Origin of the sequence: Arenibacter latericius DSM 15913, from assembly GCF_000424985.1 — a bacterium.
Taxonomy (GTDB): domain Bacteria; phylum Bacteroidota; class Bacteroidia; order Flavobacteriales; family Flavobacteriaceae; genus Arenibacter; species Arenibacter latericius.
Genome location: NZ_AUKX01000039.1, coordinates 1 through 15,720, shown reverse-complemented (window position 1 = coordinate 15,720; position 15,720 = coordinate 1). Strand labels below are relative to the sequence as shown.

The window sequence follows — 15,720 nt, the reverse complement described above, 5'->3', positions numbered from 1 at the left end:
CTTTTAATGATGAACCTTATAAAGTAATTTTATCCCAAATACGAGTTATGAAATGAGCATAAACGAAAACATGTCGCAAATCTGAATGAAGAAATGCAATCCTGATTGGCGCAAGGCAAGTTTACATACCTGCCCAACTACCTTGTTCAGGTGTGACTGTTATTAACAATAAACCCCTCCATATGAAAAATACCATTTCCCATAGGGTAGCCGATTTTTTAAAAAACTATCCCCCTTTTAACCTGTTAGATAAACCGAATCTGCTAAAGTTATCTGAGCAGATTACCATTATCTACAAGGAGAAGGGAAGTCCGGTTTTTTTGGAAAACGACAGTCCACACGCACATTTCTATGTTGTGAATAAAGGCGCCATTGCCCTAAAAAAGAGTAATGAAAAGAGCATGATGGACCTTTGTGACGAAGGTGATATTTTTGGCCTTAGACCCCTTATGGCATCGGAAAACTACAAGATGGAAGCTAGGGCACAGGAAGAAAGTATTTTGTACGCTATTCCTATAGAGAAATTTAAACCCTATGCACAACAAAATAATGAGGTGGGCGATTATTTGATTGCTAGCTTTGCCTCAAACACAAGAAACCCGTATTCTATCACCCACCGTGGAAAACTCTATCAAGAGGTATTAGAGCCTGATACTCCCCACACGCCATTAATGGACTTACAAACGGTACAGTATTCCAAAAAACTGATTACTTGTACTGAGAATACCCCCGTAAATAAAGTGGCAGAAAAGATGACCGCAAATAAGGTGGGGGCCATGTTAATCTTGAAAAATAAACTTCCAATAGGAATTATTACAGACAGGGACCTACGCAACAATATTGTTACTGGGAAATATCCTATTACCGTAGAAGCCTCAAAAATTATGGTTTCGCCTGTTACCACCTTTAGAAAAAATATTACTATTACTCAGGCCCAAATGGCTATGATGAAGAGTAATATTAGTCATTTGTGTATTACCAAAGACGGCACCCCGGATACCAAAGCCATTGGGATTTTATCTAAACACGATATCATGGTGGCCATGGGAAACAACCCTGCTGTTTTAATAAAAGCCATTACAAGAGCAAAGAAAATAAAGAATATAAAACGGATAAGAAAAAGTATAGATCACCTCTTAGCTGGGTATTTGGAGCAGAATATCCCCATGACCCTTACCTCCAAAATTATAACCGAGCTTAATGATGCCTGTATAAAGCGGATTATAGAAATTTCTCTAAAAGAAATGCCTAGCGAGCCTCCAGTAAAATTTACATGGCTCTCTATGGGAAGTCAAGGTAGAAGCGAGCAATTACTACAAACCGATCAAGATAACGCCATTTTATTTGAGAATGTGCCCGAGGAAGATCTTGAAGAGACTACTAATTACTTTCTAAAATTGGCAAAGATTATAAATAAAGGCCTTTTTGACATTGGCTATGAATATTGTCCCGCAGAGATGATGGCTTCTAATCCAAATTGGTGTCATAGTTTAGATCAATGGAAAGCTAAAGTTTCTCAATGGATTACTAATCCGGGCGCCGATGAGGTGTTACTATCTTCCATATTTTTTGATTATAATGTTACCTATGGGGATATGGAATTAGCCGACAAACTATCGGAACATATTTTTGAGACTACGCAAAATTATCCCATTTTCTACTTGCATTTGGCTAGTGGAGCGCTTCAGAACCCGTCCCCTACAGGATTTTTTAGGCAGATGTTATTAGAAGCAGATGGAGAACACAAGGATACCTTTGATGTTAAACGGAGGGCATTGATGCCCCTTACCGATGCGGCTAGGGTGCTTATTTTATCCCATTCGATAAAATTTGTAAACAATACATTTGAACGTTTTGAAAAATTAGCCGAATTAGAACCTAACAATAAGGAAACCTTTTTAGCCTGCTCTTATGCCACTAAGGCTCTTTTAAAGTTTAGGACCAAACAAGGTTTATTACACAACGATTCTGGCCGGTATATTGCCATTGAGCAACTATCCAAAGAAGAACGGATAAAACTAAAGCGAACATTTAAGACGATCAAGGATATTCAAGAATTGATCAGTGTAAGGTTTAAAGTTTCAAATTTAATGCGATGATCAATTTCTTTAAAAGAAAACCCAAACAGTATCCCCTTTATTGGGAGGAGTATGAAAAATGCTTTGAGCAAAAACAGCCCGCAGAACTCAAGGATGTTCGTTTTGTAGTGTTAGATACGGAAACTACTGGGTTTGATTATGTACATGACAGAATACTCTCTATTGGAGCACTAACTCTCAAGGACAAAATGATAGAGGTCTCCAATAATTTAGAGCTCTATTTAGAGCAGGAACACTTTAATGCCGATAGTATAAAAATACACGGTATTTTAAAAAGTGAGGCGATATTCCGTATAAGTGAGGAAGAAGCGCTACAACAACTATTAGCTTATTTGCAAAATGCTGTAATTATAGCTCACCATGCAACCTTTGACCTTAATATGATTAATAAGGCCTTGGAAAGAAACGGGCTCCCCAAATTAAAAAATCTTGCAATAGATACTTCCAATTTATACAAACACACCCTTTTAACCACTAATCTGGTTAAGAAAAAGGAGCACTATTCATTGGATGAATTGGCTGATAAATTTGATATATCAAAAAAAGATAGGCATACCGCCATGGGGGATGCCTATATTACTGCTATAGCTTTTTTAAAAATTAAATCTCGTCTTAAAGAAAAGGAGTCTCTTAAACTAAAAGATCTTGTAAAAATGGGCTAACCTCTTATTTTTTTAAATCGGATAAATATTGAACCACATTGGTCTCTATACGCTCCTGAATATTGGAAATATCACCTTTTATAAATTTCTCTTCTGTAATATTTTCATATAATTCAATATATCTTTCGGATACCGTTTGGATATACTCATCGGTCATCTCCGGCACTACTTGTCCTTCTAAACCTTGAAAATTATTACTAATTAACCATTGTCTAACAAACTCTTTAGACAATTGTTTTTGCATTTCCCCTTTATCTTGTCTTTCTTGATACCCATCTGCATAGAAATAACGGGAAGAGTCTGGGGTATGGATTTCGTCTATTAAAACAATCTCTCCAGATTTAGTCTTACCAAACTCATACTTAGTATCCACTAAAATAAGTCCCCTCTTAGCAGCTATTTCGGTTCCTCTTTGAAAAAGGGCACGGGTATATTTCTCTAAGATAACGTAATCTTCTTCGCTTACGATTCCGCGTTCTAGAATAGCTTCCCTAGAAATATCTTCATCATGATCTCCCATTTCCGCTTTGGTAGCGGGAGTAAGAATAGGCGTTGGGAACTTATCATTCTCTTTCATACCGTTTGGCATAGCAACACCACACAGCTCGCGTTTTCCAAGTTTATATTCCCTAGCTGCATGTCCGGAAAGGTATCCTCGGATAACCATTTCTACCTTAAAAGGGGCACAGGCGTGTCCTACGGCAACATTAGGGTCCGGAGTAGCTAATAGCCAGTTGGGCACTATATCTGCCGTGTCAGCCATCATTTTTGTGGCAATCTGGTTGAGGATCTGCCCTTTATAAGGTATTCCTTTTGGCATTACTACATCAAAGGCAGAAAGCCTGTCTGTAGCTATCATTACCAGCAAATCATTCTCTAAGGTATAAACCTCTCTAACCTTTCCCTTATAGACCTCTTTCTGGCCTGGGAAATTAAAATTCGTATCAATTATTGTATTACTCATCAAGAAAAATCAATTATTATGCTCAATGCCTTTATAGGCTTCAATTACTTTTTTCACCAATTTATGTCGGATAACATCTTTATCGTCTAGGTAGATAATAGAAATACCCTCAACATTTTGCAGCACCAACAAGGCTTCTTTAAGTCCAGAAACAAAGCGTCTTGGCAGATCTATTTGTCCAGGGTCCCCATTAATCAAAAATTTAGCATTCTTACCCATTCTGGTAAGAAACATTTTCATTTGGGCATGGGTAGTATTTTGCGCCTCATCTAAGATAACATAAGCATTATCTAGGGTTCTTCCTCGCATAAATGCCATAGGTGCTATCTGTATGGTCCCATTTTCTATATAGTGGGCCAACTTCTCAGGAGCAATCATATCCCTAAGAGCATCATACAAAGGCTGCATATAGGGGTCTAGTTTTTCTTTTAGATCTCCTGGTAAGAAACCTAAATTCTCTCCTGCCTCCACTGCGGGTCTAGTTAGGATTATACGTTTTACCTCTTTTTCCTTTAGTGCTTTAACTGCCAGTGCAACACCGGTATAAGTTTTACCAGTTCCTGCAGGACCTACAGCAAAAACCATATCATTATTCCTTGCTGCATCTACCAATTTCCTTTGATTAGAAGTCACAGCCCTTATGAGTCGGCCATGAGTCCCATGCACTAACACTTCCCCACTAGCCTGTGAAGCCTCTACCTCTTCTATACCATCAATAGTTAGTAAACGCTCTATACTATTTACATCAAGCTTATTGTACTTGGCGTAATGAGAGGTGAGCATTTCAAATCTCCGATCAAACTCGTCTAACCGTTTTTCATCGCCGTATACTTTTATTTTATTGCCACGAGCAACGATTTTCAACTTTGAGAAATGCTTTTTTAACAAATCAATATTTTCATTGTTTTGACCAAAAAACTCCCTTGGGCCGATGTCTGTAAGTTCTATTATAAGTTCGTTCAAAAAATTGGTGTATTTTAAATGGTTTAGAAAAAAATATAATATTTTGGTTCGATAATATTTTGTGTAATTTTGTGAAACAAAATCAAAATTAAGTAAAAAACTACTTACCAAACCAAAAACATATCAACAGTCCTCTATGCCTATAATTACTTTAACTACTGATTTTGGATATAAAGATCATTTTGTAGGCGCCATTAAGGGAACAATTTACAAGGAATTGGGTGATCCTAAAATTGTTGATATATCCCATTCCATTTCCCCATTTAATATTCAGGAGTGCGCTTATATCCTTAAAAATTCCTACAAAAATTTTCCAGATGGCAGCATCCATATTGTGGGAATAGATTCTGAACTTTCTCCAGAAAATCAGCACATTGCTGTTTTTGCGGATAACCACTATTTTATAATGGCTAATAATGGTGTTATAGGTTTAATAACTTCGGAAATAATGCCAGAAAAAGTAGTGGAGATTCAATTACCAAACTCGGTAGATGGTTCTTTTCCGGTTTTAGATGTTTTTGTTAAGGTTGCTTGTCACATTGCCAGAGGAGGAAAGTTAGAGGTTATAGGAAGAGACTTTAAAGCTTTAAAAGATCTTAGAAATGTAAAGCCAAGGTTGTCAGACGATGGAAACACCCTATACGGAAGTGTTATTTACATAGATAATTATGGCAATATTGTTACTAATATAGAGCAAAGCGACTTCCTACTACACGGAAAGGCAAGGCCATTTCAGCTATTGGTCCGCAATAAAGTTATTAGGGAAATACACCGAAAATATGGTGAGATAGTAGATTATCAACAAGAAAAGGAAAAGCGGAAAACCCCTGGGGATCTTTTAGCACTTTTTAATACTTCTGGTTACCTGGAAATTGCGATTTATAAAAGTGACCTTAATACTGTTGGTGGGGCCTCTACCCTATTAGGACTCGACTATAGGGATACCATAGTTATAAACTTTGAATAAACGCCCTAACCTATGTTGGTAAGAATAGTAAAATTAACGTTTGAGTTAGAAAATATCCCGGAATTTAAATCCATATTTAAAAAGCACCAAAAGGCAATGCAAAATGTGGAGGGTTGTACTTTTTTAGAATTGCTACAGGATGTAAATGACGAACGTATATTTTTCACCCATAGTTATTGGAACAGCAACGCCGATTTAGAAAATTATAGAAAATCGGAATATTTTGGCGAAGTTTGGAAGGCCACCAAATTGCTTTTTGCTGATAAGCCAGAAGCATGGTCTTTACAAAAAAGTTAAAACCACTAATCAAATAACATGATTGCTATTTTAAAAAGAGAAATCCAATCCTTCTTTACCTCTCCAATAGGGTATTTAGTTATTGGACTATTTCTAGTACTTAACGGACTATTCCTATGGGTGTTTAAGGGACCCTTCAATATATTTGAATATGGATTTGCCGATATGGGTCAGTTTTTTCTCCTTGCCCCTTGGGTATTTCTATTCCTAATTCCCGCTATTACCATGAAGAGTTTTTCTGAAGAAAAAAAAATGGGAACCTTAGAACTCCTTTTTATAAAGCCCATATCTATAGGCAGCCTGGTAGTGGGGAAATTTTTAGGGACTTTTATCCTTTCTTTAATTGCCGTTTTACCCACCCTATTATACGTCTATACAATTTCTGAATTAGGTACTACTGTTGGAAATTTAGATATGGGAATGGTTATAGGATCTTATTTTGGACTCTTGTTCCTTATTGCGGGGTATACTGCAGTGGGCTTGTTTGCTTCTACCCTATCAGAAAATCAAATTGTAGCCTTTATCCTTGCTATGGTAGTTAGTTTTCTAATTTTCTATGGTTTTGAAGCTATTGCATCCCTCATTCCTTCTGGAAATATGCACTTATTCGTAAAAAACCTCGGAATGAAGGCTCATTTTGATAGTATTGCTAGAGGGGTGATCGACACCAGAGACATCGTATATTTTATTGGGCTTTGCTCATTTTTCCTTTTCCTAACCATTAACCAGCTTAAAAATCAGACTCGATAATGAAAAAAAGTTTGTTATCCGTTTTAAAGGCCTTATTCGTCCTGATTTTGCTAAATGTGGTAGGAAATATTTTCTACACCAGAGTAGATCTTACAGAGGACAAAAGATACACCCTATCTGTTCCTTCCATTAACTCTGTGGAAAAGTTTGAATCTCCGGTTATTATAGACATCCTTTTGGATGGGAACCTACCCCCAGAGTTTTTACGATTAAAGGATGAAACCCGACAATTATTAGAAGAATTTGCCGCAGAAAATAAAAATATACAATTCGCATTTGTAGATCCCTTAAAGGATGCTGCTACTCCAGATGCGGTAATTGGAGAACTACACGGATTGGGCCTTACCCCTACTCACGTAACAGTAGACCAGGGTGGTAAAGTCTCTCAGGAGATTATCTTTCCGTGGGCAGTTATAAATTACAATCAAAAATCGGTTAAAGTCCCCCTTCTCAAAAACAAAATAGGGACCACTACTGAAGAGCGAGTAAACAATTCCGTACAACATTTAGAATATGCCTTTGCCAATGCTTTTTCTCAGTTAAACCTTTCCGATAAAAAGCGGGTAGCAATTATAAAAGGAAATGGACAGTTAGAGGATACACTCATAGCAGATTACCTTACTACTATTAGGGACTATTATAATTTAGGGGTTATAACGCTCGACTCAGTTGCTAATAATCCGCAAAAGGTGTTAGACCAGTTAAGGGAATTTGATCTAGCGCTTATAGCAAAACCCACAGAGGCATTCACTGATGAGGAGAAGTTTATTATGGACCAATATATTACCGGCGGTGGAAAATCGCTTTGGCTAATAGATCAGGTCGTAATGGAAATGGATAGCCTATATAATGAAAGTGGCACTGCCATGGCCTTCCCCCGACAATTAAATCTAAATGATTTTTTCTTTAGATATGGGGTAAGATTAAATGCCAATCTTATTAACGACATGTACTTTACTCAGATTGTATTGGCTAGTGGTGAAGGGAACGATTCCCAATACAATCCGGTTCCTTGGTACTATCACCCTATGGTCTTCTCTAAGAATGATCATCCCATCAACACCAATATAGAAGCAGTTAGATTTCAGTTTACAGGATCTATAGACACCCTCCCAAATTCCTATAGCAAGAAAATATTATTACAGAGCTCTCCCCTTTCTAAAATAGAAGGAGTTCCTAGGCAAATAAGCCTCGATATAATAAACAAGGCTCCTGACAAGGAATCTTATTCTAATGGAAATAAACCCTTGGCGGTCTTGGTAGAGGGAGAATTTAGCTCTACTTTCACCAATAGGGTTAAACCTGTTGCCCTTAATGAAGTTCTAGAAAATGGACCAGACAACAAAATGATTGTTATATCGGATGGTGATGTAATTAGGAACCAGACAAGACAGGGACGACCTTTAGAATTGGGATATGATAAATGGACAAATAACTATTATGGGAACAAAGAATTCCTAATAAATTCCCTTAATTACCTTTTAGACGATAATGGACTTATAAACATTCGTACAAAGCAAGTTGCAATTCCGTTTTTAGATGAGGTTAAAATTAAAGAACAAAAAACCAGATGGCAGTTGATAAATATTGGCCTCCCGCTAGTTTTGACGCTTATTTTCGGTTGGGCTATAAATGCTTTTAGAAGGAAAAAATACAGCCGATAAGTGTTAATAAGTTTGTTTCCTTAAAAAGGACATTTAAAATATCTTTGTTTTTGATTGAGATGAAAGGAATCTTGCTGAATATAGCCTAATTAACCTAATGGGAAATTTGAAATTTAGGTTCCTTAAAAATAAATAAGAGACACATGAAATTTATAGTATCTAGTACCTATTTACTAAAACAACTCCAAATTTTGGGTGGGGTTATCAATAACAGTAACACCCTACCAATTCTGGACAATTTTCTTTTCGATCTAAATCAAAGGGAACTTACCGTTTCCGCCTCGGATCTAGAAACCACAATGAGTTCCGTTTTGGAGGTGGACTCAGACAATGAAGGAACCATTGCGGTGCCTGCAAAACTATTGTTAGAGATTTTAAGGACTTTTCCAGAGCAACCCTTAACATTTGTTGTAGAAGACAATAACACAGTAGAAATTAGCTCTAATCACGGTAAATATGCCTTGGCCTACGCTGATGGATCTGAATTCCCAAAATCTGTGGAGCTAACCAATCCATCCTCTACTACTATATTAGGAGATGTATTGGCTACCGCTATTAACAAAACGATATTTGCAGCAGGGAATGACGACTTAAGACCGGTGATGAGCGGAGTCTTCTTTCAGTTTTCTCCAGAGAACTTAACTTTTGTAGCAACGGATGCCCATAAATTGGTAAAATACCAGAGAACGGATATTACTGCTTCTAAAGTAGCCGAGTTTATAATGCCGAAAAAGCCATTAAATTTATTAAAAGGAATTTTGGCAGGAAGCGAGACCGATGTTGTTATAGAATACAATGAAAGCAATGCTAAGTTTAGCTTTGAAAACACCATCTTAATCTGTAGATTAATTGATGGAAAATACCCTAATTACGAAGCCGTAATCCCTAAGGAGAATCCAAATAAACTTTCTATCTCAAGAACCCAGTTATTAAGTTCAGTAAGACGAGTGTCTATTTTCTCTAACAAGACTACACATCAAATACGTTTAAAAATAGCTGGTGCGGAATTAAATATTTCTGCAGAGGATATAGACTACAGCAATAAAGCGGAAGAGCGTTTAACTTGTTCTTACCAAGGAGACGATATGCAAATAGGGTTTAACTCCCGTTTTCTTGTAGAGATGTTAAACAACCTTACCTCAGATGACGTGCAGTTAGAAATGAGCTTACCTAATAGAGCAGGTATCCTTACCCCTATAGACGGGTTAGATGAAGGAGAAATGGTTACCATGTTGGTAATGCCTGTAATGCTTAATAGTTAAGGAATTTATTCTTTAAACCATAAAAAATCCGCATTGTAAATTTACGATGCGGATTTTTTTTATTTTAAGATAATTGGCTTACACAAACTTAATGCTCAGCGGATAATAAGGAGGCTCTCCATTAGATACCTTAATAGCATTCACAATGGGAAATATAATACAAAGTAGGCCTATACCAATAATACCCAAGAATCCCAAGCCGCATAGTAGGATAAGAGGAATACATGCCAACGCATATAAAATCATACTGATTTGAAAGTTAACTATAGATTTGCCGTGCTCATCCATATCTATCACAGTATCTCTTTTTACTAACCATAAAATTAAGGGTACAATTAACCCACCAAAGCCAGTTACTAAATCTAATAACTGGCTTAAATGGGTAATCACTATCAGTTGTTTGTTTTCCGCTTTCATCCAGATGTTTTAATTGGGCCAAACTAATTTAAGTTTTAGACCCCTGCTTTTTTAAATTGAAAATAAAGGTTATAAAACTAAGACGATAAAAGCTTCTATTTGTTACAAAACTAATGGCAATAACTAAATTATTGCAACCTACTGTTTGCTATACAGCTTTCTCAGTTGTTGTTGATTTTTTTCAATGCGAGAATTTAATTTATCTATTTTCTTATGTAGTTTTTCAAAATCCTTTGGAGACAGTTTCCCTTTCCTTTCATCCCGCTCCATTTTCTCTTGAATCTTTTCTACTTTGCTTATATCCTTATCGATCTTTTTGTTAGTAGAATTGATTTTTGAAGCTATCTTATTTCTTCTCTTTAGTTCCTTTTCTGCCTTTTTCTGCGCCTTTTCAGCTTTCCTGGCTTCTTTTTCTGCTTTAGCCATGCGTTTTTCTAACTCCTTGGCTTCCTTCAACCGCTCCTTTTCCAATGCTTGCTCTATTTTTAGCTCCTCAGCGGTAGGCACTGGAAGTGTTTCTGGCTCTTGTGCTTGTACATAAGAAAAGTTAACACAGGCCAATAACAACAATAATCTTAAACTTTTTTTCAGTTTCATTTTCTAGTATTTAATAAGGGTGGTTATAATTAACACCCTTCAATTTATTTTTGAAGAATAATTTATTTGCAAGTCTATATAATACGGATGCTCTTAAGATTTTCTCGATACAAAATTACCTAATATCTCCCACCATATTATGCCTAACTAAATAATTCATTACTCTCCTAATAAGTAATATCAAATTCTATGCCTTATAATATTTTTGTCATATTTGACATTTATAATTTATAAGTTGATCAGTACCCTACAATTCAAAATATATTTACCTAGTCCACCTTTGCCTTATCTTAGAGTGTCCTCAATAAATTGTATTTTTGCGGAGAATTTAAAAATGTCTAATAACCTCCCATTTTTATAGTCTAAAATAGGGTGCTCATAGATTGAATTATATGATTAACAACGACAATATTATTGCTTTAGCCACCCCTTCAGGTGCAGGTGCCATTGCGGTTATACGGATTTCCGGAAAAGATGCCATTACTATAGCAGGGTCACATTTTAGATCCATTCGAGGTAAGGACTTAAAAAAGCAAAAGAGTCATACTATTCATTTGGGCCATATTGTGGAGGACAATAAAGTATTAGACGAGGTATTGTTATCTGTATTCAAAGGTCCCAATTCTTATACAGGTGAAGATGTGATAGAGATTTCCTGCCACGGATCCCCATATATCCAGCAACAGATCATCCAGCTCTTTTTACGTAATGGTTGTAGGTCTGCACATGCGGGGGAATTTACGCTAAGGGCATTTCTACACGGAAAAATGGACCTGAGCCAGGCAGAAGCCGTTGCCGACCTTATTGCTTCTGATAATGAAGCTAGTCATCAAATAGCTATGCAACAGATGCGGGGCGGCTTTAGCAACGAGATAGAAAAATTGCGTGAAGAACTGCTTAATTTTGCTTCGTTAATAGAATTGGAACTCGATTTTGCAGAGGAGGATGTAGAATTTGCCGATCGGGGTCAGTTTAAAATATTATTATCTAAAATTCAGGAGGTATTAAAAAGACTGATTGATTCTTTTGCAGTTGGGAACGTGATTAAAAATGGAATACCGATTGCCATTGTAGGAGAACCCAACGTTGGAAAGTCCACCCTTTTAAACGCTTTATTAAACGAGGAACGCGCTATTGTAAGTGATATTGCTGGTACTACTAGAGATACTATAGAGGATGAAATAAATATAGGCGGAGTAGGATTCAGATTTATTGATACCGCGGGAATTAGAGATACCGAAGATAGGGTTGAGAGCATAGGTATTCAGAAAACCTTCGAGAAAATAGCTCAGGCCCAAGTAGTAGTGCTATTGGTTGATGCTTGGGAAATGGCCTCCGATCCTGTCAAGCTAAAATCGAGTACAGTAGAATTAGAAAAAATTAAAAACAGGTATCCTCAAAAACCACTATTGGTCATTGCCAACAAGGTAGACCGTTTGCAACCAGAAGAAATAGAGCCCCTAAAAGAACAAATTTCGGAGCTGTATTTATTGTCTGCTAAAACTGGATTTGGAGTAGAGGAATTAAAATCGCGTTTATTAGAATTTGTAAATACTGGGGCATTGCGAAACAGTGAAACCATTGTTACCAATACCAGACATTACAACGCCCTACTTAAAGCTTTAGAAGAGATAGAGAAAGTACAGTTTGGAATGGACGAGGAAACCCCTAGCGATTTGTTAGCCATCGATATCCGAGAAGCGCTTTACCATTTGGGAGAAATTACCGGACAAGTTACCAATGACGAATTGTTGGGTAACATTTTCGCTAATTTCTGTATCGGCAAATAGACATTCATTTTATTTGATATCATATAATATCATTTGATTGCAAATAGCTGAAAATCAATAATTTGTTAACAACTTTCAAATTTATGCTTTCTCTTATTCATCCTTTTTTCGTACATTTTTGTATCCCATTTGTATCTCGTTAAGTTAAAATGATGTCGAGATACAAAATTTGTATCTCGTATGAAAATTCATCTCAGAAAGAAAAAGCTGAAAAGCGGATTGACCAGTCTTTATATAGAATACTATAAAGGTCATACCACAACGCCCAAAGGTAAAAGTAAAATTTTAAGGGATTTTGAATATCTAGAGCTCTATCTCACAACCGATCCCAAAACCGATGCTGAAATAAGGAAAAACAAAGATACCTTAGAACTCGCAGAAAAAATCTTAACTATAAGAAAGGCTGAACTCTATCAAGGGAAGTATAACCTTAAAAACGACACCAAAGGAAAAGTTAGTTTATTAGACTTTTATGTTCAGAAAAAAGAGGAGCGCTACCAGTCCAAAGGAAATTATGACAATTGGGATGCGGCACAGAAACATCTAGAAGCCTACTGCTCCCCTACCATAACATTTGACGATATTGATGTCGATTTTATTAAAGGGTATAAGAAATACCTGGACACCGTTGCGGTTACACAGAGTAAAAAGAAGTTATCCCAAAACACCAAAAATGCGTACTACAATAAATTCAAGGCTTGTTTAAATGCAGCTTTTGAAGAAGGGTACCTAAAAGAGAACCTCATTAAGAAAGTCAAGGGGTTTACTGCTGGAGAATCCACCAGAGAGTATCTTACTTCAGATGAGCTTCAAAAACTATCCCAGACCCCCTGCACTATTCCTCTATTAAAACGTGCTTTTCTCTTTTCCACCTTATCGGGGATACGTTGGTCCGACATTAATAAACTAAAGTGGTCCGAGGTACGTGATGAGGGAACGGACAATTCCGGGGATCTTATTTACCGAATTGTGTTTCAACAAAAGAAAACAGAGGGCGTAGAATACTTATATATCTCACAACAGGCTAGGGAGCTATTGGGGGAACGCAGAGGTCCAAATGATCGAGTATTTAAAGGTCTCCGTTATAGTGCCCATATGAACCTCCAACTCCTCCGTTGGTGTATGTTTGCAGGTATTAACAAACACATCACCTTCCATTCTGCCAGGCATACCAATGCGGTACTGTTATTAGAAAATGGTGCGGATATCTATACCGTTTCCAAACGTCTTGGTCACCGTGAAATTAGAACTACGGAGATCTATGCCAAAATCATTGACAAGAAAATGAAAGAAGCTGCCAATTTGCTTCCTAAGTTGAATTTGGATTTGATGTAACAGCCTAAAAGGTTCTATTATCCCCTAGCTTATAGAACAGGGAACTAAATTCAATACAATTTTTGGACTCCTCTACTCCATTTTCCAACGATTTCATATGGTTATAAACATCTGATTGTTAACTACTTTTCAATAACCGACTGGATATTTTGGGAAATAAGAGCTATGTTAGTAATTCGATTAAATGGATGTTTAGTAACATATACCTATATCCGTATGTTGTAAAACATTTGGACATAAACAGAGGAGAATGGAAAACACAGACAAACCTAAAATGAGTAGAATGGAAAAGCTAAAGCTCATTGCTTTTAGGAACTACATGGAGAAGAAGAAATTAGCGGAAGATGAAATTGATCCGTTAAATCCTAACGAGCGCAATGAATATTAAAAGCTGGTTTAGCGACTTTAAGGATAATCGAAATCATGACCGAAACACTAAACGGTTAAATTCCGAGTTGGAAAAAAGATACTACAAACCAAAGAGCAGTGATTTAATTAAAATATTGTCCGAAATAGAAGATAAGGCAGGCTTAAGCGCTTACGATATTATTCCTTTTCTAATAAAAATAAAATTAATGGCCCCTAAAGGGTCAATGATTGAAGAAGGTGGTGGCGGCTCAGTAACTGACCAACATAGAAATGATGAATTATTTAAGGAACTCGAGCAACTTGAATTTATACGGATAATAGAGAACAAACTGTTTTCTGAATTACAAGGACAAAGGTACAAGACACCTACCGAAGAGTGTGTTTTAAAAGTTAAGTTATTACCTAAAGGCATTGACTACTTGATGGAACACAAAAATAAGAAAAAAGACAAATACTATAAGAATATAACTACGTGGTTATTAGTTTTAGCTTCTATTATAGCATTGCCACAAGCTATAAATTCCGGAATAGAGGTTTATACTAAAATAGTACAAAAGGATAACGGCAACGAGATTAAAGACGATGAAAGCAGTCAAAAAAATAGCAACGAAAAAACCGATTTAAAGAGTAAAAACAGTAGAGTAACCGAAATGAAAGCAGTCATATATAATCCTGCGCCTGAACGAACTAAACCAATCCCTGAAACGTCTAAACATTGAAATAACAATTTAATTAAACACTATGGATTTAAACAATCAAACTGCCGAAAAACTAGCAGAAGCATTAAATAACTTTTCTGAAAGTATGGATAGGTTTTTAAGAGAATACCCAAAAGGAATTAGCTTGGATACGGAAACTTATGATTTAATATCCTCTTTCAACTCTAACCTCAAGAAGTTTAATCGGAAAAATGTTTAGAGTTTATTTTCCTGACCTCATTCAAAATATCTTCTAATGATGTTTCTTTATCTATATAAAGCAGGCTAATATTTAATTCTTTGTCTGAATCTGAGCCGAATGTTTCTCGCAAAAAATGTGAAACACTAATAATTAAAACGTTTTACAACACCCCCTATAAACAATACGGGCTCCGGGCTTAATCGAAAAATTTGCGTACTTTATGATGTTCGCAAAATCTGTTCGATTTTGCTTTGACCTGAAAAAAAAGAAAATAAACAGTTTTACTAAGTGCCTTACGGAAAGTACACGCAAGTTTGCACCCGTACTGTTCATAGTGTGCCAAGAAGCAGCCACGGCAATAAATTGGCTGCATGCTGCAAATAAGATGATGGTAGGCCCATCAGAGTCGTCGTATAGGCGATGGCTCTAAACCACCCAAAGGTGCTGTTGTGAATAGCAATGGTACTGAGCGTTTGGGAGAATCCGATCCATGAGGTCGGCAGGTGTGAATAAAGGAGTTGAACGAAAGTGAACCATTGAAGAGGTGTCGAGAAGTTGCGTACCTCCAGTCAAAAGCTACGAAGTATGATACGGAGTGAAAAGTGATGTTGCTCATAACATCAACTACAGAGAGCACCTATTTATTTTCTGTAGGGCTGGCGTCATTCAGATGGCAAGAACTTT

16 protein-coding genes are annotated in these 15,720 nt (G+C 36.6%); 12 read left to right on the top strand and 4 right to left on the bottom strand.

The genetic code is table 11. From position 1 onward, the window contains the following. The first annotated feature begins 182 nt into the window (after positions 1-182). Both H344_RS0112345 and H344_RS0112340 read left to right on the top strand, forming a co-directional pair. The gene (locus tag H344_RS0112345) at positions 183-2,099 is read left to right on the top strand and encodes a DUF294 nucleotidyltransferase-like domain-containing protein (RefSeq protein WP_026810602.1); all 1,917 of its coding nucleotides are present in this window, start codon (positions 183-185) and stop codon (positions 2,097-2,099) included. Further along, complete coding sequence (locus tag H344_RS0112340) at positions 2,096-2,761, top strand: 3'-5' exonuclease (RefSeq protein WP_026810601.1); 666 nt, start codon at positions 2,096-2,098, stop codon at positions 2,759-2,761. Before H344_RS0112345 ends, H344_RS0112340 begins: the two co-directional genes overlap by 4 nt. Before the next feature lie 4 nt (positions 2,762-2,765). On the opposite strand, the gene H344_RS0112335 is transcribed toward H344_RS0112340, so the two are convergent. Continuing rightward, positions 2,766-3,725 carry a phosphoribosylaminoimidazolesuccinocarboxamide synthase gene (locus tag H344_RS0112335; protein WP_026810600.1) on the bottom strand — a complete coding sequence of 320 codons (960 nt, stop codon included), beginning with the start codon at positions 3,723-3,725 and terminating at the stop codon, positions 2,766-2,768. A gap of 9 nt (positions 3,726-3,734) precedes the next feature. Further along, the gene (locus H344_RS0112330; protein WP_026810599.1) at positions 3,735-4,688 is read right to left on the bottom strand and encodes a PhoH family protein; all 954 of its coding nucleotides are present in this window, start codon (positions 4,686-4,688) and stop codon (positions 3,735-3,737) included. Between the two features lie 136 nt (positions 4,689-4,824). Between H344_RS0112330 and H344_RS0112325 the strand changes: the two genes are divergently transcribed. From H344_RS0112325 to dnaN, 5 genes are all read left to right on the top strand, one after another. Then, on the top strand, positions 4,825-5,655 hold the full coding sequence (locus tag H344_RS0112325; protein WP_026810598.1) for an SAM hydrolase/SAM-dependent halogenase family protein: 831 nt from the start codon (positions 4,825-4,827) through the stop codon (positions 5,653-5,655). Between the two features lie 12 nt (positions 5,656-5,667). After that, entirely contained in the window at positions 5,668-5,952 is a 285-nt protein-coding gene (locus H344_RS0112320) for a putative quinol monooxygenase (protein WP_026810597.1), read from the top strand. 18 nt (positions 5,953-5,970) lie between these two features. Further along, the gene (gldF, locus tag H344_RS21875; RefSeq protein WP_026810596.1) at positions 5,971-6,702 is read left to right on the top strand and encodes a gliding motility-associated ABC transporter permease subunit GldF; all 732 of its coding nucleotides are present in this window, start codon (positions 5,971-5,973) and stop codon (positions 6,700-6,702) included. Beyond that, entirely contained in the window at positions 6,702-8,366 is a 1,665-nt protein-coding gene (gene gldG, locus H344_RS0112310; protein WP_026810595.1) for a gliding motility-associated ABC transporter substrate-binding protein GldG, read from the top strand. The genes gldF and gldG overlap by 1 nt, the downstream gene beginning before the upstream one ends. A gap of 143 nt (positions 8,367-8,509) precedes the next feature. Then, the gene (gene dnaN, locus H344_RS0112305; RefSeq protein ID WP_026810594.1) at positions 8,510-9,628 is read left to right on the top strand and encodes a DNA polymerase III subunit beta; all 1,119 of its coding nucleotides are present in this window, start codon (positions 8,510-8,512) and stop codon (positions 9,626-9,628) included. A gap of 78 nt (positions 9,629-9,706) precedes the next feature. On the opposite strand, the gene H344_RS0112300 is transcribed toward dnaN, so the two are convergent. Then, positions 9,707-10,045 carry a DUF4870 domain-containing protein gene (locus H344_RS0112300; protein WP_026810593.1) on the bottom strand — a complete coding sequence of 113 codons (339 nt, stop codon included), beginning with the start codon at positions 10,043-10,045 and terminating at the stop codon, positions 9,707-9,709. Positions 10,046-10,183: 138 nt separating this feature from the next. Beyond that, positions 10,184-10,642, bottom strand: coding sequence for a hypothetical protein (locus H344_RS0112295; protein ID WP_026810592.1), 459 nt, complete (start codon positions 10,640-10,642; stop codon positions 10,184-10,186). A 392-nt stretch (positions 10,643-11,034) separates the two neighbouring features. On the opposite strand from H344_RS0112295, the gene mnmE reads away from it, so the two are divergent. The 5 genes from mnmE to H344_RS21690 all read left to right on the top strand — a co-directional run bounded on the left by mnmE (position 11,035) and on the right by H344_RS21690 (position 15,054). Next, complete coding sequence (mnmE, locus tag H344_RS0112290) at positions 11,035-12,432, top strand: tRNA uridine-5-carboxymethylaminomethyl(34) synthesis GTPase MnmE (protein WP_026810591.1); 1,398 nt, start codon at positions 11,035-11,037, stop codon at positions 12,430-12,432. 180 nt (positions 12,433-12,612) lie between these two features. Further along, positions 12,613-13,767 carry a site-specific integrase gene (locus H344_RS0112285; RefSeq protein ID WP_026810590.1) on the top strand — a complete coding sequence of 385 codons (1,155 nt, stop codon included), beginning with the start codon at positions 12,613-12,615 and terminating at the stop codon, positions 13,765-13,767. 250 nt (positions 13,768-14,017) lie between these two features. Further along, positions 14,018-14,155, top strand: coding sequence for a hypothetical protein (locus H344_RS21695; RefSeq protein ID WP_157378265.1), 138 nt, complete (start codon positions 14,018-14,020; stop codon positions 14,153-14,155). Beyond that, positions 14,145-14,855 carry a hypothetical protein gene (locus tag H344_RS0112270; RefSeq protein WP_026810589.1) on the top strand — a complete coding sequence of 237 codons (711 nt, stop codon included), beginning with the start codon at positions 14,145-14,147 and terminating at the stop codon, positions 14,853-14,855. The genes H344_RS21695 and H344_RS0112270 overlap by 11 nt, the downstream gene beginning before the upstream one ends. A 22-nt stretch (positions 14,856-14,877) precedes the next feature. Further along, on the top strand, positions 14,878-15,054 hold the full coding sequence (locus H344_RS21690) for a hypothetical protein (protein ID WP_157378263.1): 177 nt from the start codon (positions 14,878-14,880) through the stop codon (positions 15,052-15,054). Positions 15,055-15,720 lie beyond the last annotated feature (666 nt).